At 65.0% G+C, this 21,276-nt stretch carries 17 protein-coding genes and 1 pseudogene; all 18 read left to right on the top strand.

The window, feature by feature from the left end:
- The coding region (locus AWC08_RS07885; protein WP_159459972.1) for an integrase core domain-containing protein at positions 1-296 on the top strand (296 nt) is incomplete at its 5' end.
- Positions 297-364: 68 nt separating this feature from the next.
- A complete protein-coding gene (locus AWC08_RS37975; protein ID WP_051493663.1) occupies positions 365-1,519 on the top strand; it encodes a transglycosylase SLT domain-containing protein in 1,155 nt (384 codons plus the stop codon).
- 37 nt (positions 1,520-1,556) lie between these two features.
- Entirely contained in the window at positions 1,557-2,606 is a 1,050-nt protein-coding gene (locus AWC08_RS07875; RefSeq protein ID WP_051493660.1) for a C40 family peptidase, read from the top strand.
- A gap of 24 nt (positions 2,607-2,630) precedes the next feature.
- Complete coding sequence (gene eccB, locus AWC08_RS07870) at positions 2,631-4,148, top strand: type VII secretion protein EccB (protein WP_036395598.1); 1,518 nt, start codon at positions 2,631-2,633, stop codon at positions 4,146-4,148.
- Positions 4,145-5,311: a cell division protein FtsK gene (locus tag AWC08_RS07865; RefSeq protein ID WP_085087626.1), complete on the top strand. Its 1,167-nt coding sequence runs from the start codon at positions 4,145-4,147 to the stop codon at positions 5,309-5,311. Before eccB ends, AWC08_RS07865 begins: the two co-directional genes overlap by 4 nt.
- Positions 5,311-8,262 (top strand): type VII secretion protein EccCb, encoded by a 2,952-nt coding sequence (gene eccCb / locus AWC08_RS07860; RefSeq protein ID WP_085087623.1) that lies wholly within the window; start codon positions 5,311-5,313, stop codon positions 8,260-8,262. Before AWC08_RS07865 ends, eccCb begins: the two co-directional genes overlap by 1 nt.
- A gap of 16 nt (positions 8,263-8,278) precedes the next feature.
- The gene (locus AWC08_RS07855) at positions 8,279-8,557 is read left to right on the top strand and encodes a hypothetical protein (RefSeq protein WP_085087621.1); all 279 of its coding nucleotides are present in this window, start codon (positions 8,279-8,281) and stop codon (positions 8,555-8,557) included.
- A 46-nt stretch (positions 8,558-8,603) separates the two neighbouring features.
- On the top strand, positions 8,604-8,912 hold the full coding sequence (locus tag AWC08_RS07850; protein ID WP_085087619.1) for a PE domain-containing protein: 309 nt from the start codon (positions 8,604-8,606) through the stop codon (positions 8,910-8,912).
- Between the two features lie 38 nt (positions 8,913-8,950).
- Positions 8,951-10,153 carry a PPE domain-containing protein gene (locus tag AWC08_RS07845; protein WP_085087617.1) on the top strand — a complete coding sequence of 401 codons (1,203 nt, stop codon included), beginning with the start codon at positions 8,951-8,953 and terminating at the stop codon, positions 10,151-10,153.
- A gap of 88 nt (positions 10,154-10,241) precedes the next feature.
- Positions 10,242-10,553: a WXG100 family type VII secretion target gene (locus tag AWC08_RS07840; RefSeq protein WP_085087615.1), complete on the top strand. Its 312-nt coding sequence runs from the start codon at positions 10,242-10,244 to the stop codon at positions 10,551-10,553.
- 46 nt (positions 10,554-10,599) lie between these two features.
- Positions 10,600-10,887 carry a WXG100 family type VII secretion target gene (locus AWC08_RS07835; protein ID WP_085087613.1) on the top strand — a complete coding sequence of 96 codons (288 nt, stop codon included), beginning with the start codon at positions 10,600-10,602 and terminating at the stop codon, positions 10,885-10,887.
- A 134-nt stretch (positions 10,888-11,021) separates the two neighbouring features.
- Positions 11,022-11,912, top strand: coding sequence for an ESX secretion-associated protein EspG (locus tag AWC08_RS07830; RefSeq protein ID WP_159459971.1), 891 nt, complete (start codon positions 11,022-11,024; stop codon positions 11,910-11,912).
- A 110-nt stretch (positions 11,913-12,022) separates the two neighbouring features.
- The gene (locus AWC08_RS37970) at positions 12,023-13,672 is read left to right on the top strand and encodes a MinD/ParA family ATP-binding protein (RefSeq protein ID WP_244906483.1); all 1,650 of its coding nucleotides are present in this window, start codon (positions 12,023-12,025) and stop codon (positions 13,670-13,672) included.
- On the top strand, positions 13,669-15,180 hold the full coding sequence (gene eccD / locus AWC08_RS07820; RefSeq protein WP_159459970.1) for a type VII secretion integral membrane protein EccD: 1,512 nt from the start codon (positions 13,669-13,671) through the stop codon (positions 15,178-15,180). The genes AWC08_RS37970 and eccD overlap by 4 nt, the downstream gene beginning before the upstream one ends.
- Entirely contained in the window at positions 15,180-16,616 is a 1,437-nt protein-coding gene (gene mycP, locus AWC08_RS07815; RefSeq protein WP_085087604.1) for a type VII secretion-associated serine protease mycosin, read from the top strand. The genes eccD and mycP overlap by 1 nt, the downstream gene beginning before the upstream one ends.
- Positions 16,613-18,304, top strand: a complete 1,692-nt coding sequence (gene eccE, locus AWC08_RS07810; RefSeq protein WP_085087601.1) for a type VII secretion protein EccE — start codon at positions 16,613-16,615, stop codon at positions 18,302-18,304. Before mycP ends, eccE begins: the two co-directional genes overlap by 4 nt.
- Positions 18,301-20,100: an AAA family ATPase gene (locus tag AWC08_RS07805; protein ID WP_085087598.1), complete on the top strand. Its 1,800-nt coding sequence runs from the start codon at positions 18,301-18,303 to the stop codon at positions 20,098-20,100. The genes eccE and AWC08_RS07805 overlap by 4 nt, the downstream gene beginning before the upstream one ends.
- 454 nt (positions 20,101-20,554) lie before the next feature.
- Positions 20,555-20,833 (top strand): annotated as a pseudogene (locus AWC08_RS07800) (IS110 family transposase); the annotation flags it as partial.
- Positions 20,834-21,276: the final 443 nt, after the last annotated feature.

Below are 21,276 nucleotides of genomic sequence, written 5' to 3'. Positions count from 1 at the left end.
AGTTGGTTTCTCAAGCGCTGCAACGGTTCTGCGAGGGCAAGGTCGGCTTGTCCTATATTCCGCCGGGTACCCCGTGGAATAACGGCTACATCGAATCATTCAACAATCGCCTGCGAAAGGAGTGCCTCAACCGCAACCACTGGAACACCCTGTTCGAGGCCCGGGTCGTCATCGGCGACTTCAAGGACGAGCACAACCACCGACACCGGCATTCGGCCCTGGGCTACCGAACACCGGCCGAGTACGCTGCCCGATGCAGCCACACCCACTACCCCGTGGCCTGCGAGATCAACTGAATCCGAACAACAACAACCTGACTCTAAATCCGGGTGGACTCAGTATCGGGGACTCGCCACTGGCAGTGATGAGTGTTGATGGGTTCGTGCGTGCTGCCGGTGCCGCGATGGGTATGGCTCGGGAGAGTTTCGGCACCGGCGTTGGGTTCGCGTTGGCGCCACCTCCAAGTGTGGGCCCGGTGCCGGATCAAACCGGTGACGGCTCAGGTCAGGCAGCTGAGGGGTTCACCGATGAGTCCGCAGCGGTGGCCAGAAGCGTTGAGGCACTTGCCGATCACGACGCAGCAGGCCATGGTGACCTGCAGGCGGCGCTGGCCTCGGCCGGCGCGTCCCGCGCGCGGATGGATGCGGTCATCGCCGCGGCAGTGGCTGATGTGCAGTCAAAAGGGTTGGCGGTCAACACCCCGGCCGGCCAGCAAGCCTTGATCTCGGCGATCAAACGTCACCTCCAAGACACCAAGTCCACCCTCGATCAAGGCAGCAGTGAGGCCGCAACGCACGCCGCGGCCGCCGACACCACCGCAGCGGGCTATCAGAGCATCGGGCACCCTCCGGGCGGGGCTGCACCAATGACGCCCCAAATGCCGACGATGCCGCAGATACCGATGACCGGCGGCGGGATGGGCGGCGGGATGCCGATGGGCGCAATGTTGTCCCCACTGGGTGGTCTGACGAACCTTCTCGGTCAACAAGTCTCACCCAATACCGAGTCGGTGGCGGGCTCCGAGGGTAGCGCTCCCAGCGGTGCAGGCGTGGAGAACCGCACTGACGCTGGCGCAATACCGGTCGAGGAGGTGAACCTGGCCAAGCAGGGCTTTCCCGGCGGCCCAGACGCTTACCGCCAGTACCTTGGCAAAGCCCTCGACACAATGGGCATCACCGATCCCGTTGCGCGCGCCAACTGGACCCGCGGGTTGATGACGGGGCTGGCGCGGGAATCCGGGTACCACCCCGACGCGGTGAATTTGAGCGACCCCAACGCTCACGGCGCCCGGATGGTCGACGGCGCACCGGCAGGGTCCTCGCGTGGCGGGTTGCAAACGATTCCCGCGACGTTCGCCTCGAACCACCAGCCGGGCACCTCACGCAACATTTATGACCCGGTCGCCAACATCACCGCGGCGATGAACTATTTGATGCGCCGCTATCACGTACAGCGTGACGGATCGAACTTGTCTGAAGTGGGTCAGTTCAATCCCCACCATGCTCCGGGTGGTTACTGATGCTGGTCACAAAGCCGTCGATGGAGGGTCGGCAGCGATGAGTGTTGATGGGTTCGTGCGTGCTGCCGGTGCCGCGATGGGTATGGCTCGGGAGAGTTTCGGCACCGGCGTTGGGTTCGCGTTGGCGCCACCTCCGAGTGTGGGCCCGGTGCCGGATCAAACCGGTGACGGCTCAGGTCAGGCAGCTGAGGGGTTCACCGATGAGTCCGCAGCGGTGGCCAGAAGCGTTGAGGCACTTGCCGATCACGACGCAGCAGGCCATGGTGACCTGCAGGCGGCGCTGGCCTCGGCCGGCGCGTCCCGCGCGCGGATGGATGCGGTCATCGCCGCGGCAGTGGCTGATGTGCAGTCAAAAGGGTTGGCGGTCAACACCCCGGCCGGCCAGCAAGCCTTGATCTCGGCGATCAAACGTCACCTCCAAGACACCAAGTCCACCCTCGATCAAGGCAGCAGTGAGGCCGCAACGCACGCCGCGGCCGCCGACACCACCGCAGCGGGCTATCAGAGCATCGGGCACCCTCCGGGCGGGGCTGCACCAATGACGCCCCAAATGCCGACGATGCCGCAGATACCGATGAGCGGCGGCGGGATGCCGATGGCCGCAATGCCGCTGGCTCCCTTAGGCATGCTTGGCAACCTGCTCGGCGGGGGCCGGCCGGGGTGGGCTCAGCAGGCAGTCGGCGCGCAAGCGCGTGCAGGTGCCAACGCTGATTTCGGCGGGAGCGGTGGCCCGCAGGGTGACCGCATCGTCAAAGCTGCGTTGACGCAGCTCGGCGTTCCGTATGTCTGGGGCGGCACCAAACCGAACGTGGGTTTGGACTGTTCTGGTCTGGTGCAGTACGCGTACAAGCAGGCGGGGATCGCCATTCCGCGTACCACGTACGAGATGACCGGTTGGGGCGTGCGCGTGCGCCCAGAAGATGCCAGGCCTGGCGATATTTTGCTGTGCAACAAGCAAAACGGCGAGTACCAACATGTGCAGCTGGTGATGAATGATCACCAGACGATCGAGTCCCCGAGCCCGGGACAGAGCGTGCGGATCGGTAAGTGGCCCTCCGGGGGATTTGAGATCAGACGCGCGGCGTAGACACAGTTCGAAGGGGACAGGGAGATGGCACGACGTGGCGGATTGAATTACGCTTCGCTGGAACAGGTTTCAGCATGGCGGTTCCTTCGGCATCGCATTTCGGTGGGGATCGGCCGGCGCAACGTGCGGCTGGTGCACGATCCGTCGAAGAACTCGGCGGCGTCGCTGCTGGTGGGGTTTGTGGCTTCGGTGGCCATCGTGGGGGTGTGCGCGATCGTGGCGTTCATCAAGCCGATCGGGCAGATCGGGAAATCGGAGTTCGTGGAGGCGCGCGGCGGCGGCGGTATGTATGTCGAGGTGGGTGGAGTGATGCACCCGGTGCTGAACAAGGCGTCAGCGCGGCTGATCACCGGCCAGCCCAACGATCCGACGATGGTGCCGATGAGTGAAATCCTTAAGGCGCCGGTGGGGCCGATTCTCGGGATTCAAGGCGCGCCAGATGATCTGACGGTGCGCACCCCCGGGGACACCGGGTGGGCGTTGTGCGACCGGTTGGGTTCGCAAGGTTCTCAGGTGGTGCCGAAGGTGACGGTGATCGACGGTTTGGCCGATCTCGGCGACTGGGCGCACACGATCGGTTCCCCGCAGGTGGGGTTGATGACGTACGCCGGTGCGACGTTCCTGGTGACTGATGGGCACCGCTCAGAAATCGACCTCGCCGATAAGCCCGTGACACTGGCGTTGGGGTTGCCGGTTGGGAATTTGCATCCGGCGGCGATGTCGCGGGCTTTGTACGAGGCGTTGACGCCGACGGCGCCCGTGCGGGTGCCGGCGATACCGACGCCGGGCGGACCGGTCAGCTACAGCACCGCCGACCTTGCTGTGGTGTCGGGCAGCGTGATTCGTGTCTCCGATGTGACAGGTGATCCGCAGTTCTTCGTCGCGCTACCGGCTGGGGTGCAGCGCGTCCCACAGACGGTGGCCACCATGATCATCAATGCCGCGGTGGTGCCAGGGGCGCAGGTCATTCAGGCCAAGTCAGCAGCCTTGACGGGGGCGCCCCAAGCGGTTGGGTTTGATATCTCGGTCTACCCGAGGGGCCTGGTGCAGTTGTTGGACAAGGCTGTCGAGCCGGTGACGTGTGTGATGTGGCGCAAGACTAACGGTGAGCCGCAGGCTCAGGTCAGCACTATTTCGGGGCGGCGATTGCCGATCCCGGTGGGCGATGAGCGCCGCGTGGTGCCCTTCGTTAGTGCCGGTGTCAACACCGCCAACCAGGTCTATGTCAGCCCGGGCTCGGCCAACTTTGTTCAGGTGACCGGTGTGCAGCCGGATTCGGTGCGTGGCGAGAGCTTGTGGTTCATCGGCAACAACGGTGTGCGCTTTGGTGTGCCGAGTACCGGCGGTGGCGGTGAGGACCAAAGCCGGCAGGCACTGGGATTGAAGGCTGACCTGCCCACCCCGGCGCCGTGGTCGGTGATCAAGTGGCTTCCGGCGGGGCCAGCTTTGTCCAAGGCTGCGGCGATGACCCAGCATGACAGCTTGATGCCAGATCCGAATGTCGCTGCTTTGCAGGCACCAACGAAGGGACCGGGCCAGTGAGCCGTATCGGTTTCATCCGCCAACAGGTTGGCAAACCAGATGTTCCAGAGTCTGCGGTGGAGCTTCCCGATCCGTGCGAGATCAGCAGGCCGGCGCCGAGTAAGCCGCCGATGTGGGTGTGGGTGCTGATCTTCGTCGCAGCGGCGGTGGCATTGATGGTGATGCTGTATCTCTCGGGTGCCCGGCAGCTCTCGGGCGGCTCCTTCTTCCTGTTCCCGGTGATGCTGATCTCCATGCTGGGGATTCTGCGAAACCGGATGGGGGGCAACGGGAAGAAGGCTCACGGCAGCGCCATCAACCAGGACCGCGCCGACCATTTGCGGACCCTCGACGAGCAGCGCGCCAAGATCCATGCCGCTGGCCGTGCGCAGGCGCGCGAGATTTGCTATCACCATCCCGATCCAACCAACGGCTCCCTGGCGACGCTGGTCGGCACCGGCCGGATGTGGGAGCGCACCCCCAGTGAGCGCAATTTCGGGCATGCCCGGCTCGGGTTAGGTGTGACCCGACTCAAGACGAAACTCCAACCGCCGACAAAGGTTCCGCCACCGGAGTTCCGAGAGACGGTGACCACAGTCGCGGTGCGGGATCTGCTCATCGCGCAGAACGTGGTGCACGACGTGCCGCGGCCACTTCATCTCTTTGATCAGATGGGGTGGGCGTTTTTCGGCGAGCCTGAGATGCGTTCGGCGGTCCAAGGACTGTTGCGGTCGTTGATCTGTCAGGTCTGCGTGTTCCACGGCCCCGATGACGTGAAAATCGCCATCATCAGCGATGATGAGGCGGCGTGGGATTGGGCGAAGTGGTTGCCGCACAACGGCGATGACGAGTTGGTCGACGCCTGCGGACCGGTACGGCTCATCTTCTCCGACGTGCCTTCCTTTATGGAGCGTTACGGCGATTCGGTGTCCCAACGCGGCCCCTTCCAACCTCGACAGGAAGGCAGTCCGCTCCCCGACAGCTTCTTAGTCCTGGTCGTCGATCTTCCCGAGGCGGACTGCTCACCAATACTCGGCGTCCAAGGGCGACTGGGGGTTTCGGTCTTGGAGGCCACCGGCAACGAACACAGCGTGCTGGCCAACGGCGCCACCGCATTCTTTATGACCACCGATGAGAGCGGCACCATCAATCTACTCAAGGCCGCTGGTCAGGAGGTTTACTAATGGTTGCAGTCACTCGGTCGATGCCCATGGGTCTGCGGTTCGCCGCCGAACCCGACATCATGCCGATTTATGAGGCCGAGGCGCTGGCACGGGCGCTGGCGGCGTTCACCCCCACTGACGAGGCAGAATCACTGCTGGCGAGAACGGCGGAGGAGGCCCGCGCCGGACAGGACTTCACCGATGCGCTAGGTATTTACGATCTGCGCGTGTGGGATCCGCGGTTGAACTGGAACAACCTGTCACCGGCCAACCGGCTGCGGGTACCGATCGGCAAGGCCCTGAATGGCCGACTGGTCTACCTGGACGTCAAGGAAGGCGCCGAGGGCGGCTTCGGGCCGCACGGGTCAATGGTCGGACAGACCGGCTCGGGTAAATCCGAGCACCTGATCTCCACCGTGCTTGCCCTATGCGCGACGCATTCCCCGCAGCAACTGCGGATCCTTCTGGGAGACTTCAAAGGAGAGTCGGCGTTCGGCCCCCTGGAGGATCTGCCGCACTGCGACGGCATCATCTCGAACTTGTCGAAATCACAGCACAAGCTCGACCGTTTCAAGCTGGTGCTGCGCGGTGAGTTGACGCGCCGCCAAGAGCTGCTCAACAGCACCGGGTTCGCCAGCGTGCGGCTCTATGAGAAGGCCCGGGCAGCAGGGCGCACTGATCTTGAACCGCTTCCCGCCCTGCTGCTGGTCCTTGACGAATTTTCCCAGATGCTGGACTTGGTGCCGGAAATGGCCAAGGTGATGGACGAGGTGGCCCGCTTAGGTCGGTCGCTGTGGATTCACATCCTTAACGCCAGCCAGCGCATGGAGGTGGGCAAGATGGCCGGCATGATCGCCCAACAGACGTTCGCGATCGGCCTGAAGGTCAAGGATGCCGGCGAATCCCGTGCGGCGATCGGCTCCCCTCGAGCGTGGGAGGAATTGAAGAACGCCCCACAGGGGTCAGCGTTCCTCGTCGTCGATGGCGAGCACACCCGCTACCGCAGCTTCTATGCCAGCGGCCAATTCATCGCACCGAAGATGAACGCCACAGAACGTGATCGCAGCGAAGGCCACTATCTTCCGGTCACCAAGTTCAGCACGGCACTGGTCCCGCTGCCCGACATCGTGGTCGGTGAGAGCGACGTGGAGCTAGATGATGCCCTAGAGAGCTCTCCGGAAGCCGATGCCCCCACCGTGGCCGAACTCATGGTCGATCGGCTGCGCGAGGCGGCCCGGACGATGCCGCGCGGCCACCGCATGTGGCGGCCCGCGCTCGATGACACCACCACGTTGACCCTCGATGTCATCTTGGGGGAGTACTGGAATCGTCCCTGGGACGAGTTCACCGAAGACTCAGGCCTGGTTGCAGCCTATGGGCGAGAAGACGATCCCTTCGAGCACTCCCAAGACGTAGTGGCGCTCTTGCTCGTTGACAGCAGCGCAGGTGTGGCCGGCGCCCCGCAGGCCGGTAAGACAACCGCGCTGCGCACCCTGATGATGTCCTTGGCCATGACGAACTCTCCGCAGCGGGTGCAGTTCTACGGCATCGACTTTGGTGGCCTGAAACTGCACAGTGTGGCCGGGCTGCCGCATGTGTGCGGCATCGCGGGCACCGGCGACGAAGAGAAGGTCCAGCGGGTGGTCGCCGAAGTCGAGCGGATCCTGCGCAACCGCAAACGCGACTGGACGCGGTGGGTGGACCCGGGCTCCTCCAACCGGCAGCCAACGGGGCTGGACCTGTCGCGCTTTCGGGCGAACAAGTTCGGTCCGAACCGGCGGGCGGTGCCCGAAGATGGCCACGGTGATGTGTTTCTGGTCGTGGACAACATCACCGCGATCAAGAACGAACTGCCGCTCATCCACGACCGGATCACCGCACTAGCCGACGGTGCCCTGAACTTCGGCGTGCATGTCATCATCAGCAACGACGCCTGGCTGGGCATGAAGGCTGAACCGAAGTTGAGTTCCAAAGTGGAGCTGCGCCTGGCCGACTCCACCAACTCGCTGATGGACCGCCCCACCGCTAAGACCGTCCCCGAAGACCAAAAGGGGCGAGGGGTGGTCAAGCCTGGTAAGCACATGCTGGTCGCCGTACCTTTCGTCGCTCAGGTCGCCCACGTCGGTGGTGAGGTGGCGGCCACCGAGGCAACGGCGGCCTTGGTGGCCGACAAATGGGCCCAACGGGGCTTCGGTCCAGCACCGCAGCTGCAGCAACTGCCCGGCGAAGTCGCCTTCACCGACCTGGAACCACTGCCCGACACCGCGCCACGGCACGCGCTGCCGATCGGCATCGGGGAGCGCGAGATGTCTACAGCCTGGCTGGATCTCAACCTCTATCCGCACGCGTTTTGCACCGGCACCACCAAAGCCGGGCGCACCATGTTCCTGCGCACGGTGTGCGCAGCGATCATGCAGACCTACCGCCCAGACGAGGTCCAGGTGATAATGTTCGATCCCGATTTCTCGATCGGCGACGCCCTGGCTGACGAGTACCGCACGGTATGGGAGACCGATCACGCCAAAATCGGTGAAGCCGCCGCCCAAATCGGGGCCTTGTTGGAGCGGCGTCGCCCCCCGGCGGACCTGGATCCACGTCAGCTTCGAGACTGGAAGCCCGTGCGCCCCAAGTGGTTCATCCTCATCGACGACTTGACGATGCTGAGCCCCAATGGACCCTCCACCACGGTATTGCACCCGCTGTTGCCGGCAGTGGAGTCGGCTCGCAACCTGGATCTGCACGTCATCGCCTCGGTGACCAGCGAAGGCTGGTACTCCCGCGGCGGGATGAACAAGCTGATTCAGGCGATGCAGCGCGGCGGTACCTCGGTGCTGGTGCTCGACGGCGACAAGAAGGAATACATCATCGACCAGGTCCGCCCCGCTGCCCGGATACCCGGTCGCGGTGAGCTTTACCTCCGCAAGGCCGGCGGCCAGCTGATCCAGGTCGCCCTACCGCCCGCGCTGGACTAAGAGTTGACCCGAGTAAGTGGCTCTTGAGGTTCCAGAGTCCCGCGATGATTTGGAGGCCGTGGTTGATGGCGTGGCCGCGGCGTCGACACTGTCGCAGTATCTGCCAATCTTTGAGCCGGACGATGACGTGCTCGACGCGGGCGCGGATGCGGCAGTGTTGCCGGTAGTTGGCATCGTGGATGATCCGGCCGGAGTGGTCGCGCTGTGGGTAGTGTGCGCCACTGATCACTCAGGTTGCATGATTCGTGAACAATGCGGCGTTTACTCTTTCCGTTATCTGCTTCTTTGTGGTTAGACTGTCGGGCAGGCAGTGCATTTCTATCTCTAGTGAGGAGTTTCCTATGGAGCCGTTCATCATGATCGAGCCCGAGGCAGTGACCGGGGCCTCGGGTGCTGCGGCCGCGCTGTCCGGTGAAGCCGCAGCACACGGCGGCCAGGCGGCAGCGTCGTCGGCCGTGGTGCCCCCGGGGCTGGAGGAGATCAGCGCGGCCAACGCCGCCAAGATTGTGGAGTTGGCCACCCAGGCCTCTGCGGTCATCGAGGCTGGTGCGGCGTTCCATGCCGCGCATGGCGTTGCGGTGGGAACCTCGGCGGCCATCGTCGATCTGGCAGATGCGCTGAACTACGCCGCCATCGGCGAAATTCTTTAACGGACCGCTGGATGATCGGCAGGGATTAAGGCCATACGATGGCGGGTGAATGGGGTGCAGACCCACCAGAGGTGAACAGCGCGGGCTTTTGGTTCGGGCCTGGCGCGTCCACTTTCGTGGCCGCCGCTGAGAATCTGGTGAGCGTGGCCGCCGGGCTGATTGCGAACCTGGGCGGCCAGGAAGCGATCAACGCTGCGCTGGCGATGTCGTGGCCGGACCCGACCGGGGAACTGGCAGTGCTGGCGAAGGTGCCATTGATGCTCTGGCAGGCCGCTGCGGCCGGTCAGATCGAAGCACAAGCGGCCGTCATTCACCAGGTGGCCCTGGCGTTCGAGTCCCTTAAGGCAGCCACCCCCACGCCGGGTGAAATCGGGGAGAACCAGGTCGAGCACGGCACGCTGCAGGCCCACAACTTCCTGGGCATGCTCACACCTGCGATTATGGCCAACCGCGCCAACTACGGTCGGATGTGGGTCACCTCGGCGTCGAACAAGTACGAGTACGCCGCAGCATCCATGCCGATGCAGGCCCTTCCACCCTTGCCGCCGCCTCCGCCGGCGACCGCCAGTGGGGGAGCCACCCCCTCCATGCCAGCGCCGCAGGAGAGGTCCGCTGACCTGCTCAGTGGAGGCGGCGAGCAGGCGATGTCCGCCTTCATGGGGCCCCTTGGCCAGGTCAGCAGCATGGCCGGGCAGCTGGGCCAGGGTGGACCGTTCAGCAGCCTTGCCCAGCTGCCCCAGCAGGGCATGCAGCCGCTGATGTCGCTTTTCCAGGGCGGCATGGGTGGCGGCAATCCCGCTGATGCGCTGTCGGCGGCTACCGCTGCGGACTGGCTTACGGCCACCCCTGCAGCCGGTGGGCCGGTCGCGGCGAACCTGGTGGGTGCCGGCGGTGGGGGCGGCGGAATCGGTGGCCTCGGGGCGCTTCGCGGGCCTGCCAGCTTTGGCTCCACCCCGGCAATCAACGCGGCGTCCTCCACACCTGAGTCCGCGTTGTCGCGAGTCAACGAAGCACGTTTGGCTTCCGGCGCTCAAGTCAGCGGCGCCGGCATGGGCAGCAGCGGAGCCATGATGGCTCCGATGGCGCACGCCGGCGGCGAGCAGAACAAAGAGGAACGCAAGAGCACGCCACTGACCTCGCTGGCGGCACTGTACCGGGCGCCGACGACGGTTCCGGTGATCACCGGTGGTGGGGGGGCGGTCTTCCGACCGTGGGAGGGGGGCGGCGACCGAACCACGTGACCCCGACCTCCACGCCCGCTGCGGCGGACCCCGCCGACCTGGGCTCACACACAATTTCACTACATCCCTTATTTGAAAGGACGATTCAATGTCAGGACCCATTCACGGCGATATCGAGGCCATCGGCAGGGACGCCGGCAGCCTGCAGGAGATCTCCGATCAGCAGGCCTCAATCATGAACGCCCTCGGCAGCGCAATGGAGTCACTCGCCCCGGCCATGAGAGGTGGCGCCGGAACGGCGATGCAGAACGTCGGCGAACAGCTGCAGCACCAGGGCCAGCAGTTCTCAGCGGCCTTCGCCGATCACTCGCACAAGATGTCCAACAACGCGACCATCCTGTCCACGGCTGACGAGCATCACACTTCGATGATCAACGGCATCAGCAGCCTCATCGTTTAAGCCACCCAGCCCAACACACGTATAGATCACCGGAAAGGACTTTGCAATGTCAGGAGTCATTCACTACGCGACCCCCCAGATCGCGGAAGTGGCCCAGCAGATCGCCCAGGCCGCCACTCAGACCGAGCAGAATCACCAGCACTCCCTGCAAACGGTGAACGCCAACGCAGAAAACTTCGGTGGCCGCGGCTCGGATGCCTTCCAGCAGGTCATCGCTTCGCTCAACCAGAAGTACGCCCAGAGCAAGGAAACCATCGCTCGGGCCGGCCTCGTACTAACGCAGGCCAACGACGGCATGACCGAGGCCGACGGACAGTCGGCCCACCAGTACTGAGCTGCGCCGGCTAGAACCTCGCTAACCCTGCGGCCCGGCGAAGGGCTGGACACGCCACGGCGTGAGACCAGCCTCACGCCGGGCCGCAGTGGCGAGAAGAGATCTATCCACCATCAGCAGAGGGCTGTCTACCCGTGACCCGACCACCGTCGTTCATCAAGCGTCCGCCACCATCTGCGCCCGGCCCCCGGGCGATCACCGCGATCGACACCACTCGAGAGGGGGTGTGGCTGCTGCAGGCGCTCTGTGGCATCGAACAGTTGCCCGCAGCCATGCTGTTGCGGCCCTACGTCTCTGCCAGCGGCCGGCCCACCGACCACCCCGGTATCGAGATTTTGCGTCGGGCAGGCGCCATCCTCGACGAGGACACCGTGCATCCGACAGTGGCCCGCTGGCTAGAAACGCTCGCTTGCCCCGATATCGCGCTCACTGTCGACGTGAAGCGCCCCGGGGTCGAATTCATGCGGATGGTGATCGCCCGCCGCGGCAAGTCCCACGCCGCGATGTCGCGCAGCGGCCCCGAGGTCGCTGAGGACATCACCATCGAAGAGGTGGCCACCGTGCCCTCCCTGCGCGCACTGTATGACCGGATCATGGTGCTCTGCGACCGGGGACGGGGCCCGGTCGAACCAGCATCGCTGTCTCCGGTGACGGTGCGCACTGCCGACCTGGTGGACAGCTTCGCCAAGATCGCGGTCGGTGACCACACCCCGGCCGCCGCGCTGGCCGCGTTGAACCTCAACGCCGATCAGCGCCGCATTTTGACATTGGCCGCCGATCAGCCGCTGATGGAGGTCAGCTTTGCCTTGACCATCCGCGACTCCCGAGGAGAACACGTGGCCATGGCGTCGGCGGCGGTTACCGACACCGCCGAGGGGCGCATCGTCACAGGTCCCATCCTTGGTGAGGACCGCACGTGGTGGACGCAGATCGTTCCGGGCACCCCGGACGCGGGAGGAAGCGCCCTACGGGGGTTGGTGGCCACCGCGGGCACCACCTGGGAGGGACACTCCCAGTTCCAATAAAAACACAATTCATGTGTTCACGTAATGCATTGATTGTCTCAATTGTGTTATTTTCAGGGTAGGGGTTTGGGGGCGTCGGGTTAGCCCCGACACGACGTTTGGGAGAACAAATGAGCGAGACCAACAGCGAGAACGACTTCTACAGTCAGTATGTTGGCGAGGGGGCGAGCCCGAGCCCGACCCCACCTGCATGCAGCGGCGACGACGCCGAGGAGGATGCGGGGGCTACCGTCTCGCCGTTCGACCCGCCATCACCGGAGCCGGAGCCACCCTCATACGTCCCGCCCCCTGCGGAAACCGTTGCGCCCCTTGACTCCGAGGATCACACACAGATCGTCGACCGCGAGCAGATGCGCCGCGAGATGGAAAACTTGCGCAACGCCAAGTCTCCATCCGCGCCGCCGGTATCCGAGGAGACCACGCCGCCTTATTACGGCGCAGCTGTTCAGCGGCCGTGGGACAGAGCCGCACAGGCCCCCGAGGGTGGGCGCCACACCGCGCCGCCCCCGCCGCCACAAATCTTCAGCGCCCCGCCCCCAGCGGCGCCGCACGGCGGGCCACCTTCCCAAGAGGCGTTGTTCGGCGGTCCGCAAACCGGGATGCCGCGCCAGCCCATAGCCCCTCCTACCTCCCCGCCCGGGTACCGCCCGCCGACTAGGGACCAGGGGCGCTACGGCGCCCGTGTTGAAAACGATCCGTTCGCCTCGGTCGGCGCCATGCGCGCCCAGATCCACGACGGTCAGGTCGCCGCACCGTACAAGCCAGTTCCCGAAACCGGTTGGCGCCACGGCTTGTACAAGATGACCAGGATCAACCTCGGCTTGTCGGCCAAGGAAGTGCACTGGAACGACTTGCGCCGGCGGCTCAAAGTCAACTTGCGGGGCAAGTACGTCATCGCAGTGATGCAGTCCAAAGGCGGGGTCAACAAGACCAGCACCACTGTGCTGCTGGGCGCAGCATTGTCAAAGTACCGCGACGAGAAGATCGTGGCGATCGACGCCAACCCGGCCAACGGCAACCTGGCCCGCCGTATCGACGAACCATCCACCATGTCCTGGCGTGGGCTCAACAGTGACCGAAACTTGCGCGATTACAGCGACTTTCGCGAATACCTCGGAAAGGACAACCATTCCGGGCTGGAAGTCTTGGGCAGCGACAAGGGCCGCACACCGATGACCGGAGCCGACCTGATCACCGCGTGGTCCAAACTGCAGGTGCAATATCCCATCGCCATCGTGGACTGCGGCAACCAGCTCGACGACGACCTCACCCATGCTCTGCTCGAGCACATCCGGGTCGATGCGATCGTCGTGCCGTCCACCACGCGCCTGGACGGCGCCCAGGGCGCGGCCGACACGTTGAACTGGCTTCTAGAAAGCGGCTACCCGCACCTGGTGCGCGAGGCGGTCGTGATCGTCAGCAACATCAACAAGGTCGACGCCAGCGCGCAGGTCAAGCAGCTGCACGTCGACTTCGGGCGCACGGTGCGCTCGGTGCACACGATCGACTTCGATGCGCACCTCAGTGACGCCGTACCTATCGAGTTCGACCGGTTAGCGCCCAACACTCAGCTGCACTACATCGAAGCCGCCGCTTCCCTGGCCGACGGCTTTGCCCGCGCCACCGACCGCGATCCCGGCGCCCGCCAACAGCGCATCACCGGAGCGCCCGAGGGGCAGCCACAGCCACCGCAAGGCGGCGGCTACCCCGGTCCGTGGCCCCCGGCGCCAGGCGGTCGAACGTGGGGTCCCCGCCAGTGAGCACCGTATCGGAGCCCACAGGCATTCGGCCGGCGGCCCAGGTACGGATTCGCGAGCAAGTCCGGGTAGCGGTGCTGTTCGGGGATCGGCAGACCGATCTGGTGCTGCCCGCCACCGAGGCGGTAGCCACCCTGGTCAACGAGGTGCTGGCCCAGGTGGTCAACACCGGTGATGAGGTCCGCGGCCCGGATGACAACGATCTGATCGTCCCAGGCATAGTGACGCTCAAGCGAGTCGGCGGCGCTGCCCTGACCCGGGGCCAGTCGCTGCGCGAACAAGGCATCACCGACGGCAGTCTGCTGATCCTGGAGGTCGACGACGCTGAGGTGTCGTTTACCGAGGTGATCGAGAACGCCTCCTCAGCTATCGCCCACCTCAACGCGCAGCGATTCAAATCAGTCACTGCGCAAACCGCACTCAACGTCGCCGCAGTGACCGCCGCAGCCGCGGCAGCGATCGTCTGTGGGCTGCTGCTGTGGGTCTGGCACCTCAACCACACCGCCGGCGCCTACTGGCCGGTGATTCCCCCAGCGGCAGCCGCAGGTCTTGCGGTGGTCTTGTTTTTCGGTGGCGCCGCGGCGTGGTGGCGCCAGCACGTGGCCGCCATAGCTTACGGCCTGTGGGCAGGAGCATTGTCCGCCATCGCCGTCGCGGGCTACACCGCCGTGCCGGGACCAGCTGGCTCCTGGCATGTCGTGCTCGCGGCAACGCTGACCCTGGTGGCTGTCATCGCATTGTGGGCGCTGTCCCCGGCCCCGGCAGGAGTGCTGGCCTGGCTGACGTTGGTGTGCCTGGGTGCCGCCCTGCTGGGCGGCCTGCACGCGATCGGAATACAGATGCACTACCTGTGGATCGGCACCATGGTGGTGGCCTTGGTAGTGCTCAAGAAAGTCGAGTCGCTGGCGGGTCTGCTCGCACGAGTGCCCATGCCAAGCTTTCCGACGGTCACCGGCAAGCTGGTCTTCGACGACGCCGAAGGTATCGCCGCCGAAGCGCTGGTAGCCGCTGAGACCGAAGGCACGCCCAGCGTCGCGGAACTCAAACGCGCAGCCGAGGCCGCCAACAGCTATTTGCAGGCCATCGTTGCGGCGGTGTCACCGTTCTTCATCGCCGGCGCTGCCGGGATCGTGACCCCCGGACACGGACGCTGGATTCTGGGCACCGTGTTCGTGCTGGGCATCGCCGCCATTCTCGTCCTCGGAGGGCGCGCCCTAGAAGACCGCGCCGCAGCGGTCACCGTTGTGGCAACGGCTCTGGCGATGACGGCCGCCCTCGGCCTCAAATATGCGCTATCGAGCCACAATCCGACAATTAGCCTGATCATCAGTACACTCATCATCGCTGTGGGACTGGCGGCGCTGGTCATCGCCGCAGTCGTCCCGCAGCGGCCGTTTTCCGCGCCATTCCGCAAGTTGGTGGAGTGGCTGGAGTACGGCTTGCAGTTCCTGGTGTTCCCGCTCAGCCTGTGGCTGCTCAACATCTACTTCCTCGCCAGGACGGCACTGTGATGACCGGTGCGTGGACCCAGCGCGGGGTGTGCGGCGCCGCAGTGAGCATGTTGGTGATGATGACCCCGCTCAGCGCGGGCGTCGCGGGGGCGATATCGCCCCCGGTGATCGACCCCGGTGCGGTCCCCAACCCGCTGCCGCTGGGCCCGGGCGAGCCGCTGCGCCAAGAGCATCAATGCATTCCGTCGGGCCTGATGCCCGACACCGACCTCGGGGCTCCCACCGCGGCGCAAAAGTTCATGGACCTTCCCGCCCTATGGCAATCCGCGGGCCGCGGAGCTGGCCAGACGATCGCGATGGTCGACACCGGAGTTAACGTCTCACCACGTCTGCCACACATCCACGGAGGCGGCGATTACGTGGATGAAGCGGCAAATGGCTTGCAGGACTGTGACTCTCATGGAACGGTGGTCGCGAGTATCCTGGGTGCGCAGCCGACCCAGACCGACGGTTTGGTCGGCGTGGTCCCCGACGCCGACATCATCTCCATCCGCCAATCCTCGGAAGCATGGGTGCCGGCCAACCCAACCTCAGCCGACGTCGAAGCTGACCGGCGCGCCGGAACGGTCGCCTCCTTGGCTAAAGCCATCGTGCTGGCCGCCAATACCGGCGCCAGGGTGATGAACATTTCCATCGTCAGCTGCATCCCGGTCCTCAAGCCCGTCGATCAGACCACCCTTGGGGCGGCCGTGCGCTACGCGGCGGTGGACAAGGACATTGTCATCGTCGCGGCCGGCGGCAACTTGGGCGGGGCGGGGTGCGCGCAGAACCCCGACATCGATGCCACCAGCGCCAAAGATCCCCGTAACTGGAACGGCGTCGTCACCATCTCCACCCCGGCCTGGTTCTCCCAGTATGTGTTCTCGGTGAGCGCCACCGACGGCAGCGGCCAGCCCGCCGTGGACACCAACCACCGTGAGATCAGCCTGTCCGGGCCGTGGATCGGAGCCGCGGCTCCTGGGGTGTTCATTGAAGGACTCGACGACAAGGGCGGGGTGATCAACGCGACCTTCGACGCAACCGCCGGTGTGCTGCGGCCCATCAACGGCACCTCCTTCGCCGCGCCCTACGTGACAGGCCTTGCCGCGCTAGTCCGCGCGAAGTATCCCAATCTCACTGCAGCGCAGGTGATTAAGCGCATCGAGACGACCGCGCACTCGCCTGCGGCGTCCCCGCAGGACGTCGCAGGGGGGGCGGTGGTGGACAACCGTATGGGGTACGGGGCCATCGACCCGGTGGCCGCGCTCAACGACGATGTGCCGTTGGGCCCGGCCCTGCCGACCGAACATCTCAGCCGGCCCCTGCACCCGCCGCCACCACCACCGCCGCCGGACCATCGGCCGATGATCGTCGCCCTCGGCGGCGCGGGCACCGCGATCGGGATCCTGGTGGCGCTGTTCTTCATCGCCAAAGTCTCTCGGAGGCGGCAGATATGACTCTGGTTCAGCTGACGGCGGCCTCCGCCGACAACGCGCCGCAGCACACGCCAGGGGAGCGGTTGCCCCGCTGGCAGGTTCGGTTCCCGCTGCGCCGGGCGATCATCGCTGAAGTCGCTGCGACGCTCGCAGTGGTGCCCTTGGCATCCCGGATGCCGTGGTGGGCGCTGATCTCGATTGCGGTGCTGGTGTTCGTCGCGGTGGGCCTGATGTATCGCGGCACGACCGGTTGGACCTGGCTCACCCGGGCACGGCGAGTGCGCCGAGCTCGGCGCAGCGCCACGGTACGGCAGGCGCGCGGCGCACTTCCGGGCCCGTTCGAGGCCGAGTTGCCCGGTGTGGGCCCTGGCGGGCTGATGTGGGACGGCGAGTACGCCATTACCATGATCGCGCTGCACGGACGGCAGTACGCACCCACGGTGCTGGTCTCCGAAGGCGCCGAATCGATCGACACAGTGCCGCTGACTGTGTGCGGGGCGCTGCTGCAACAGTTCGGTGGCCTGGAACTGCACTCCATCGACACCATCAGTATCGGCACCCGCACCGCCCACGACGGTCAATTCACCGGCCGCTACGAGGAAACCGTTGCCGATCGGGCGGCGGTTGGTGAACGTCGCACCTGGCTGGTGCTGCGGCTTCGGCCAACCGCGTGCCTCGACGCCATGCTCTATCGCCACAGCGTGGCAGAAGCCATCGAAGCGGCCACCGAGCGGATTCGCCAAGCCGCTGCCCGCGCCGGATGCCGCGCGGTGACCTGCAGCGCCGAGCAGATCCGAGTTGCCATCACCACCCTGCTGGTTGGCCACGACCTAGCCGACTACCAGGAACGATGGACCGACCTGCGTGTCGGCGACGACTACGTGACCCCCTACCGGATGTCGGGGGCCGACTTGAGCACTCGCGTGCTCAACGACGTGTGGACCATCCGCGCCACCAAAGCCGTTGTGCTGGTGCGCATGACACGTCATGCCCAGACCGGTGAACTGATGGTCGGGGCGCTGGTGCGCGTGCACACCCGGGCGCATCTGACCCACCCACCGCTTTCCACGTTACAAACCGTGCCCGGTCAAGCCTTCGATGCCTTGGCGGCAACCCTGCCCCTGGGTGATCGCTCGTTGAGCGTGCCGCTGTCGATGCGGCCCCTGCAAAGCGCACCGCTTCCCGTGCAGGTCGGGCCGACAGGTTTCCTGCACGGGATGGCCGAGTGGTCCGGCGTACCGCTGCTGCTGAATTGGACGGATCCACTCAAGTTTGTGCGCGTGGCCATCGCCGCGGATCTCGACGTTGTGCAAGCCCTGGTGCTGCGGGCCACCTCGGCTGGGGCGACCGCGGAGATTCACACTGTGCGCCCCACTCGGTGGCAGCCGATCTGCGACAACATCCGCATCAGCATGGCCCGCAATCAAGAACGCTCCAAGGTCGCGACGCTGATCGTGGCCGACGGTTCCCAACCTCAGCAGGCTCTGCGTGAAAGCGGGGAACGCGGACATGCGTTGGTGTCGGTGATGCGCCCTGACCAAGCGCTACCCGAGGACGCCGACATCTGCATCCGCCAGGTTGGTCCCAACCACATCACCGTGCAGACCCCGGCCCGGCCCCGGCCGATGACGCTGGGAATCATCCGGCCGCGCAACGAAGCTCACACCTTGACCCACCTCCTCTCACCGTCCAGGAGCTCACACCGATGAGTCAGCGCAGTACCGAAGCCCTGCGGGCGGGCATGAAGACCTTGAAAAGCAACCCACGCCGTGCCCTAGAGGTCTTGAAGCTGGCCACCGACGACGATCCCGGCATGGCTGATGCATGGCTGGGTCGCATCGCTGCCGGCGACCGCTCACCGGGCACGATTGCCCGGCTAGCCGACGCACGCGACCGCCTCGGCAGAGACCTGGGGACCTGCGGCTGCGATGTCCGCGTCGTCGATCTCGATGTCACCTTCGACATCGAATACCTGCGCTGGCGCATCGAGGACTCCACCACCGCCCAACTCGCCTACGTCGGGATCCTGCTGGCCGACCACAACTACGCCGAGGCCAGCACACGGTTGGCCGGGCTGGGCACCGACCCCAAGGTCCAATACACCCGCGGTGTCCTGATGCAGATGACCGAGCGCTGGCCAGATGTTCTCGCCGCCGTCGCGGGCCGCGAGGCGTGGTTCAACGACACACTGCTAAGCAGAGGTGGCGCCCTCCTAGAAGCCAAGGCCTCCGCGCATCTAGGCATGTGGGAACGGGCTACAGCTGCGGTCGAGGCAGCCTGCGAGAACACCTACGCACCCGACCTCATCACCCGCGACGCCACTTTCCACAAAGCGCTCATCGCCCGCGCGCAAGGAGACGACGACACCGCACGTCAGATACTGGGCGACGTCGCCATGCGCTGGCCCGAACTCGAGCTGGCGCGAACAGCGCTGACGGACCCCACTTTCGGGATCAAGGTCGTCGACCACGCCACCATCGACACCCGCGCCGACCCGTGGGACCCGACGACCGGGCGCACCCCAGAACAACGCCAAGACGACCAACATGCTTCCGAGGCCCGCAAGGACCTCGCGGACGCAGAGGCGACCCTCAAGGCGATGATCGGCCTCGACGAAGTCAAGCAGCAGGTCCGCTCACTCAAGGCCACCACCGTTGCCCGGATCCTGCGGGAGCGCAAGGGACATACCAGCACCGCAGTCACCAACCATCTCTTGATGATGGGTCCCCCCGGGGTGGGAAAGACCGAAGTCGCCCGCGTCATCGCAAGAACATTTTGTGGGCTGGGGATTTTGCCCCATCGCGACGTCCTGGAAACCAGCAAGGAAGCCTTAGCCGGTCAGTTCGTCGGATCCGTAGAAACGCAGACCCGCGAGTTCCTTGCCAGTGCGATCGGAAAGACGGTGTTCTTCGACGAGTTCGGCGAACTCCTGCACGGCGGGTACGCCGGTGGCGACCCGATCGGTCAGGCCATTGTCGCGGCGATCGTCCCCTGGATGGAGAACAACCGAGACAAAGCTGTGTTCATCGCCGCAGGCTACCCGCGAGGATGCCAAAAGGTGATCGACTCCAACGCCGGCCTGCAAGGGCGCTTCGCCACCACCATCCAATTCAGCTCCTACCCTCCGGACAAACTGATCGCTATCGCACACGCAATCCTGGCTCGCGGCAGCAACATCGTAGAGCCCGGCGCATTGGAAACAGTTCTGCTGGAACCCTTTACACGGTTTTATAGCGAGACCAAGATCAATGCGGACGGGGACACCGTGAGGGCTATTGACGATCTCAACAACGGCCGATTCGTACGCAACATCCTGGAGAAGGCTCAGATCGTGCGCGACGTCCGCGTCCTGGACAATCTGGGCCTCGACGAGCTCGACCTCAGCGACGCCACGCTCGGTGACTCCATCGCCGAGAACGACCTACTCTTGATCACCCGGGAGGATCTGTGGAACGGGCTGCAGCAGGCCACACCACCCGCCTTCCGCACGAACGGCTCCCGCTGAACCACCGGCCGAGGCCGATGTCGTCGCGAGCGCGCGAACAGGCTCACACTAATCCGAAGTTGCGGTCGCCGATGTTGTTGAAGCCGAGGTTGTTGTAGGTGTCGTTTATCTCATACTTCTGAGGCTAAGCCCCTGCGATGGCCTACGGCGCCGGCACCAAGCGATCGGCACCGCCCGCAAACCCTAATGGGTATCGATCAGCGCGCCGTTGACGGGGATTTTCCTTTCGCCGGGGCAGGCTGATCAACCGAGCCGCCGGCCAGTGAGCACTTTGTCGGCCCCGGAGTGGGATTCGGACTCCTACGTCTAGATCGTGCCCTGGCCGGTTGGTGAGGTGGCCTGTAGCGCTGATGGGATGTCGTGCCGGTTGGAGCACTGATCCATTAGGTTGCCGCCGGGTGCCTCGGGCTCGAAACGGGGTTGACGACAGCTGAATCGAGGAGGGCGGTGGTTGATGATCTACGTCGGTGATGATTGGAGCGAAGCCCATCACGACATTTGTGTGCTCGATGAGGCCGGCAAGCGATTAGGGTCGCGTCGGCTGCCGGAGGGGCTGGCCGGCATCCGTGCACTGCACGAGCTGATCGCCACGCACGCTGAGCAACCCCAGGGCGTGGTGATCGGTACTGAAACCGACCGCGGCCTGTGGGTAGAAGCCCTGGTTGCGGCCGGGTATCAAGTGTTTGCGATCAATCCGCTGGCGGCGGCCCGCTACCGCGACCGCCACCACGTCTGGCTATGACAGTTTGATTCAGGACCGGTGTGACGGCCTGATTCAGGACCACCTTCTTTCAGACCGGTGTGTTGTGACGGTTTGATTCAGGACCACCCTCGACGGTTGGCGTGTCGATTATTGGCTCGCTGTCGGAGGGTTCCGGATGGGAAGTCGTGTGGAGCTGTTCGCCCAGATACGTAGGGACGCCCGGGTCGAGGGTTTGGGTATTCGGGCGCTTGCTCGTAAGTACAAGGTTGGCCGGGATACGGTCCGGCACGCGTTGGCGAATCCGGAGCCGCCGAGGCGGAAGACACCGGTGCGGGAGTCGCCGAAACTGGGCCCGCTCAAACCTGCGATTGATGCGATGCTGCGGACCGATCTGGATGAACCATCCCGCGTTTGATGCGCACCTCCTTCCTTGGGAAGGTGCATGTCATGCCGAGCAAGTACGACCCGGAGAC

Origin of the sequence: Mycobacterium gordonae (assembly GCF_002101675.1) — a bacterium.
GTDB lineage: Bacteria > Actinomycetota > Actinomycetes > Mycobacteriales > Mycobacteriaceae > Mycobacterium > Mycobacterium gordonae.
The sequence above is the reverse complement of the archived record's forward strand: the minus strand, read 5'-3'. Positions and strand labels throughout refer to the sequence as shown.

What these genes read in the sequence shown, in the direction of transcription:
- AWC08_RS37975 (WP_051493663.1), top strand. Translation starts at nt 365, where the DNA reads ATGAGTGTTGATGGGTTCGTGCGTGCTGCCGGTGCCGCGATGGGTATG.
- AWC08_RS07875 (WP_051493660.1), top strand. Translation starts at nt 1,557, where the DNA reads ATGAGTGTTGATGGGTTCGTGCGTGCTGCCGGTGCCGCGATGGGTATG.
- eccB (WP_036395598.1), top strand. Translation starts at nt 2,631, where the DNA reads ATGGCACGACGTGGCGGATTGAATTACGCTTCGCTGGAACAGGTTTCA.
- eccCb (WP_085087623.1), top strand. Translation starts at nt 5,311, where the DNA reads ATGGTTGCAGTCACTCGGTCGATGCCCATGGGTCTGCGGTTCGCCGCC.
- AWC08_RS07850 (WP_085087619.1), top strand. Translation starts at nt 8,604, where the DNA reads ATGGAGCCGTTCATCATGATCGAGCCCGAGGCAGTGACCGGGGCCTCG.
- AWC08_RS07845 (WP_085087617.1), top strand. Translation starts at nt 8,951, where the DNA reads ATGGCGGGTGAATGGGGTGCAGACCCACCAGAGGTGAACAGCGCGGGC.
- AWC08_RS07840 (WP_085087615.1), top strand. Translation starts at nt 10,242, where the DNA reads ATGTCAGGACCCATTCACGGCGATATCGAGGCCATCGGCAGGGACGCC.
- AWC08_RS07835 (WP_085087613.1), top strand. Translation starts at nt 10,600, where the DNA reads ATGTCAGGAGTCATTCACTACGCGACCCCCCAGATCGCGGAAGTGGCC.
- AWC08_RS37970 (WP_244906483.1), top strand. Translation starts at nt 12,023, where the DNA reads ATGAGCGAGACCAACAGCGAGAACGACTTCTACAGTCAGTATGTTGGC.
- mycP (WP_085087604.1), top strand. Translation starts at nt 15,180, where the DNA reads ATGACCGGTGCGTGGACCCAGCGCGGGGTGTGCGGCGCCGCAGTGAGC.
- eccE (WP_085087601.1), top strand. Translation starts at nt 16,613, where the DNA reads ATGACTCTGGTTCAGCTGACGGCGGCCTCCGCCGACAACGCGCCGCAG.
- AWC08_RS07805 (WP_085087598.1), top strand. Translation starts at nt 18,301, where the DNA reads ATGAGTCAGCGCAGTACCGAAGCCCTGCGGGCGGGCATGAAGACCTTG.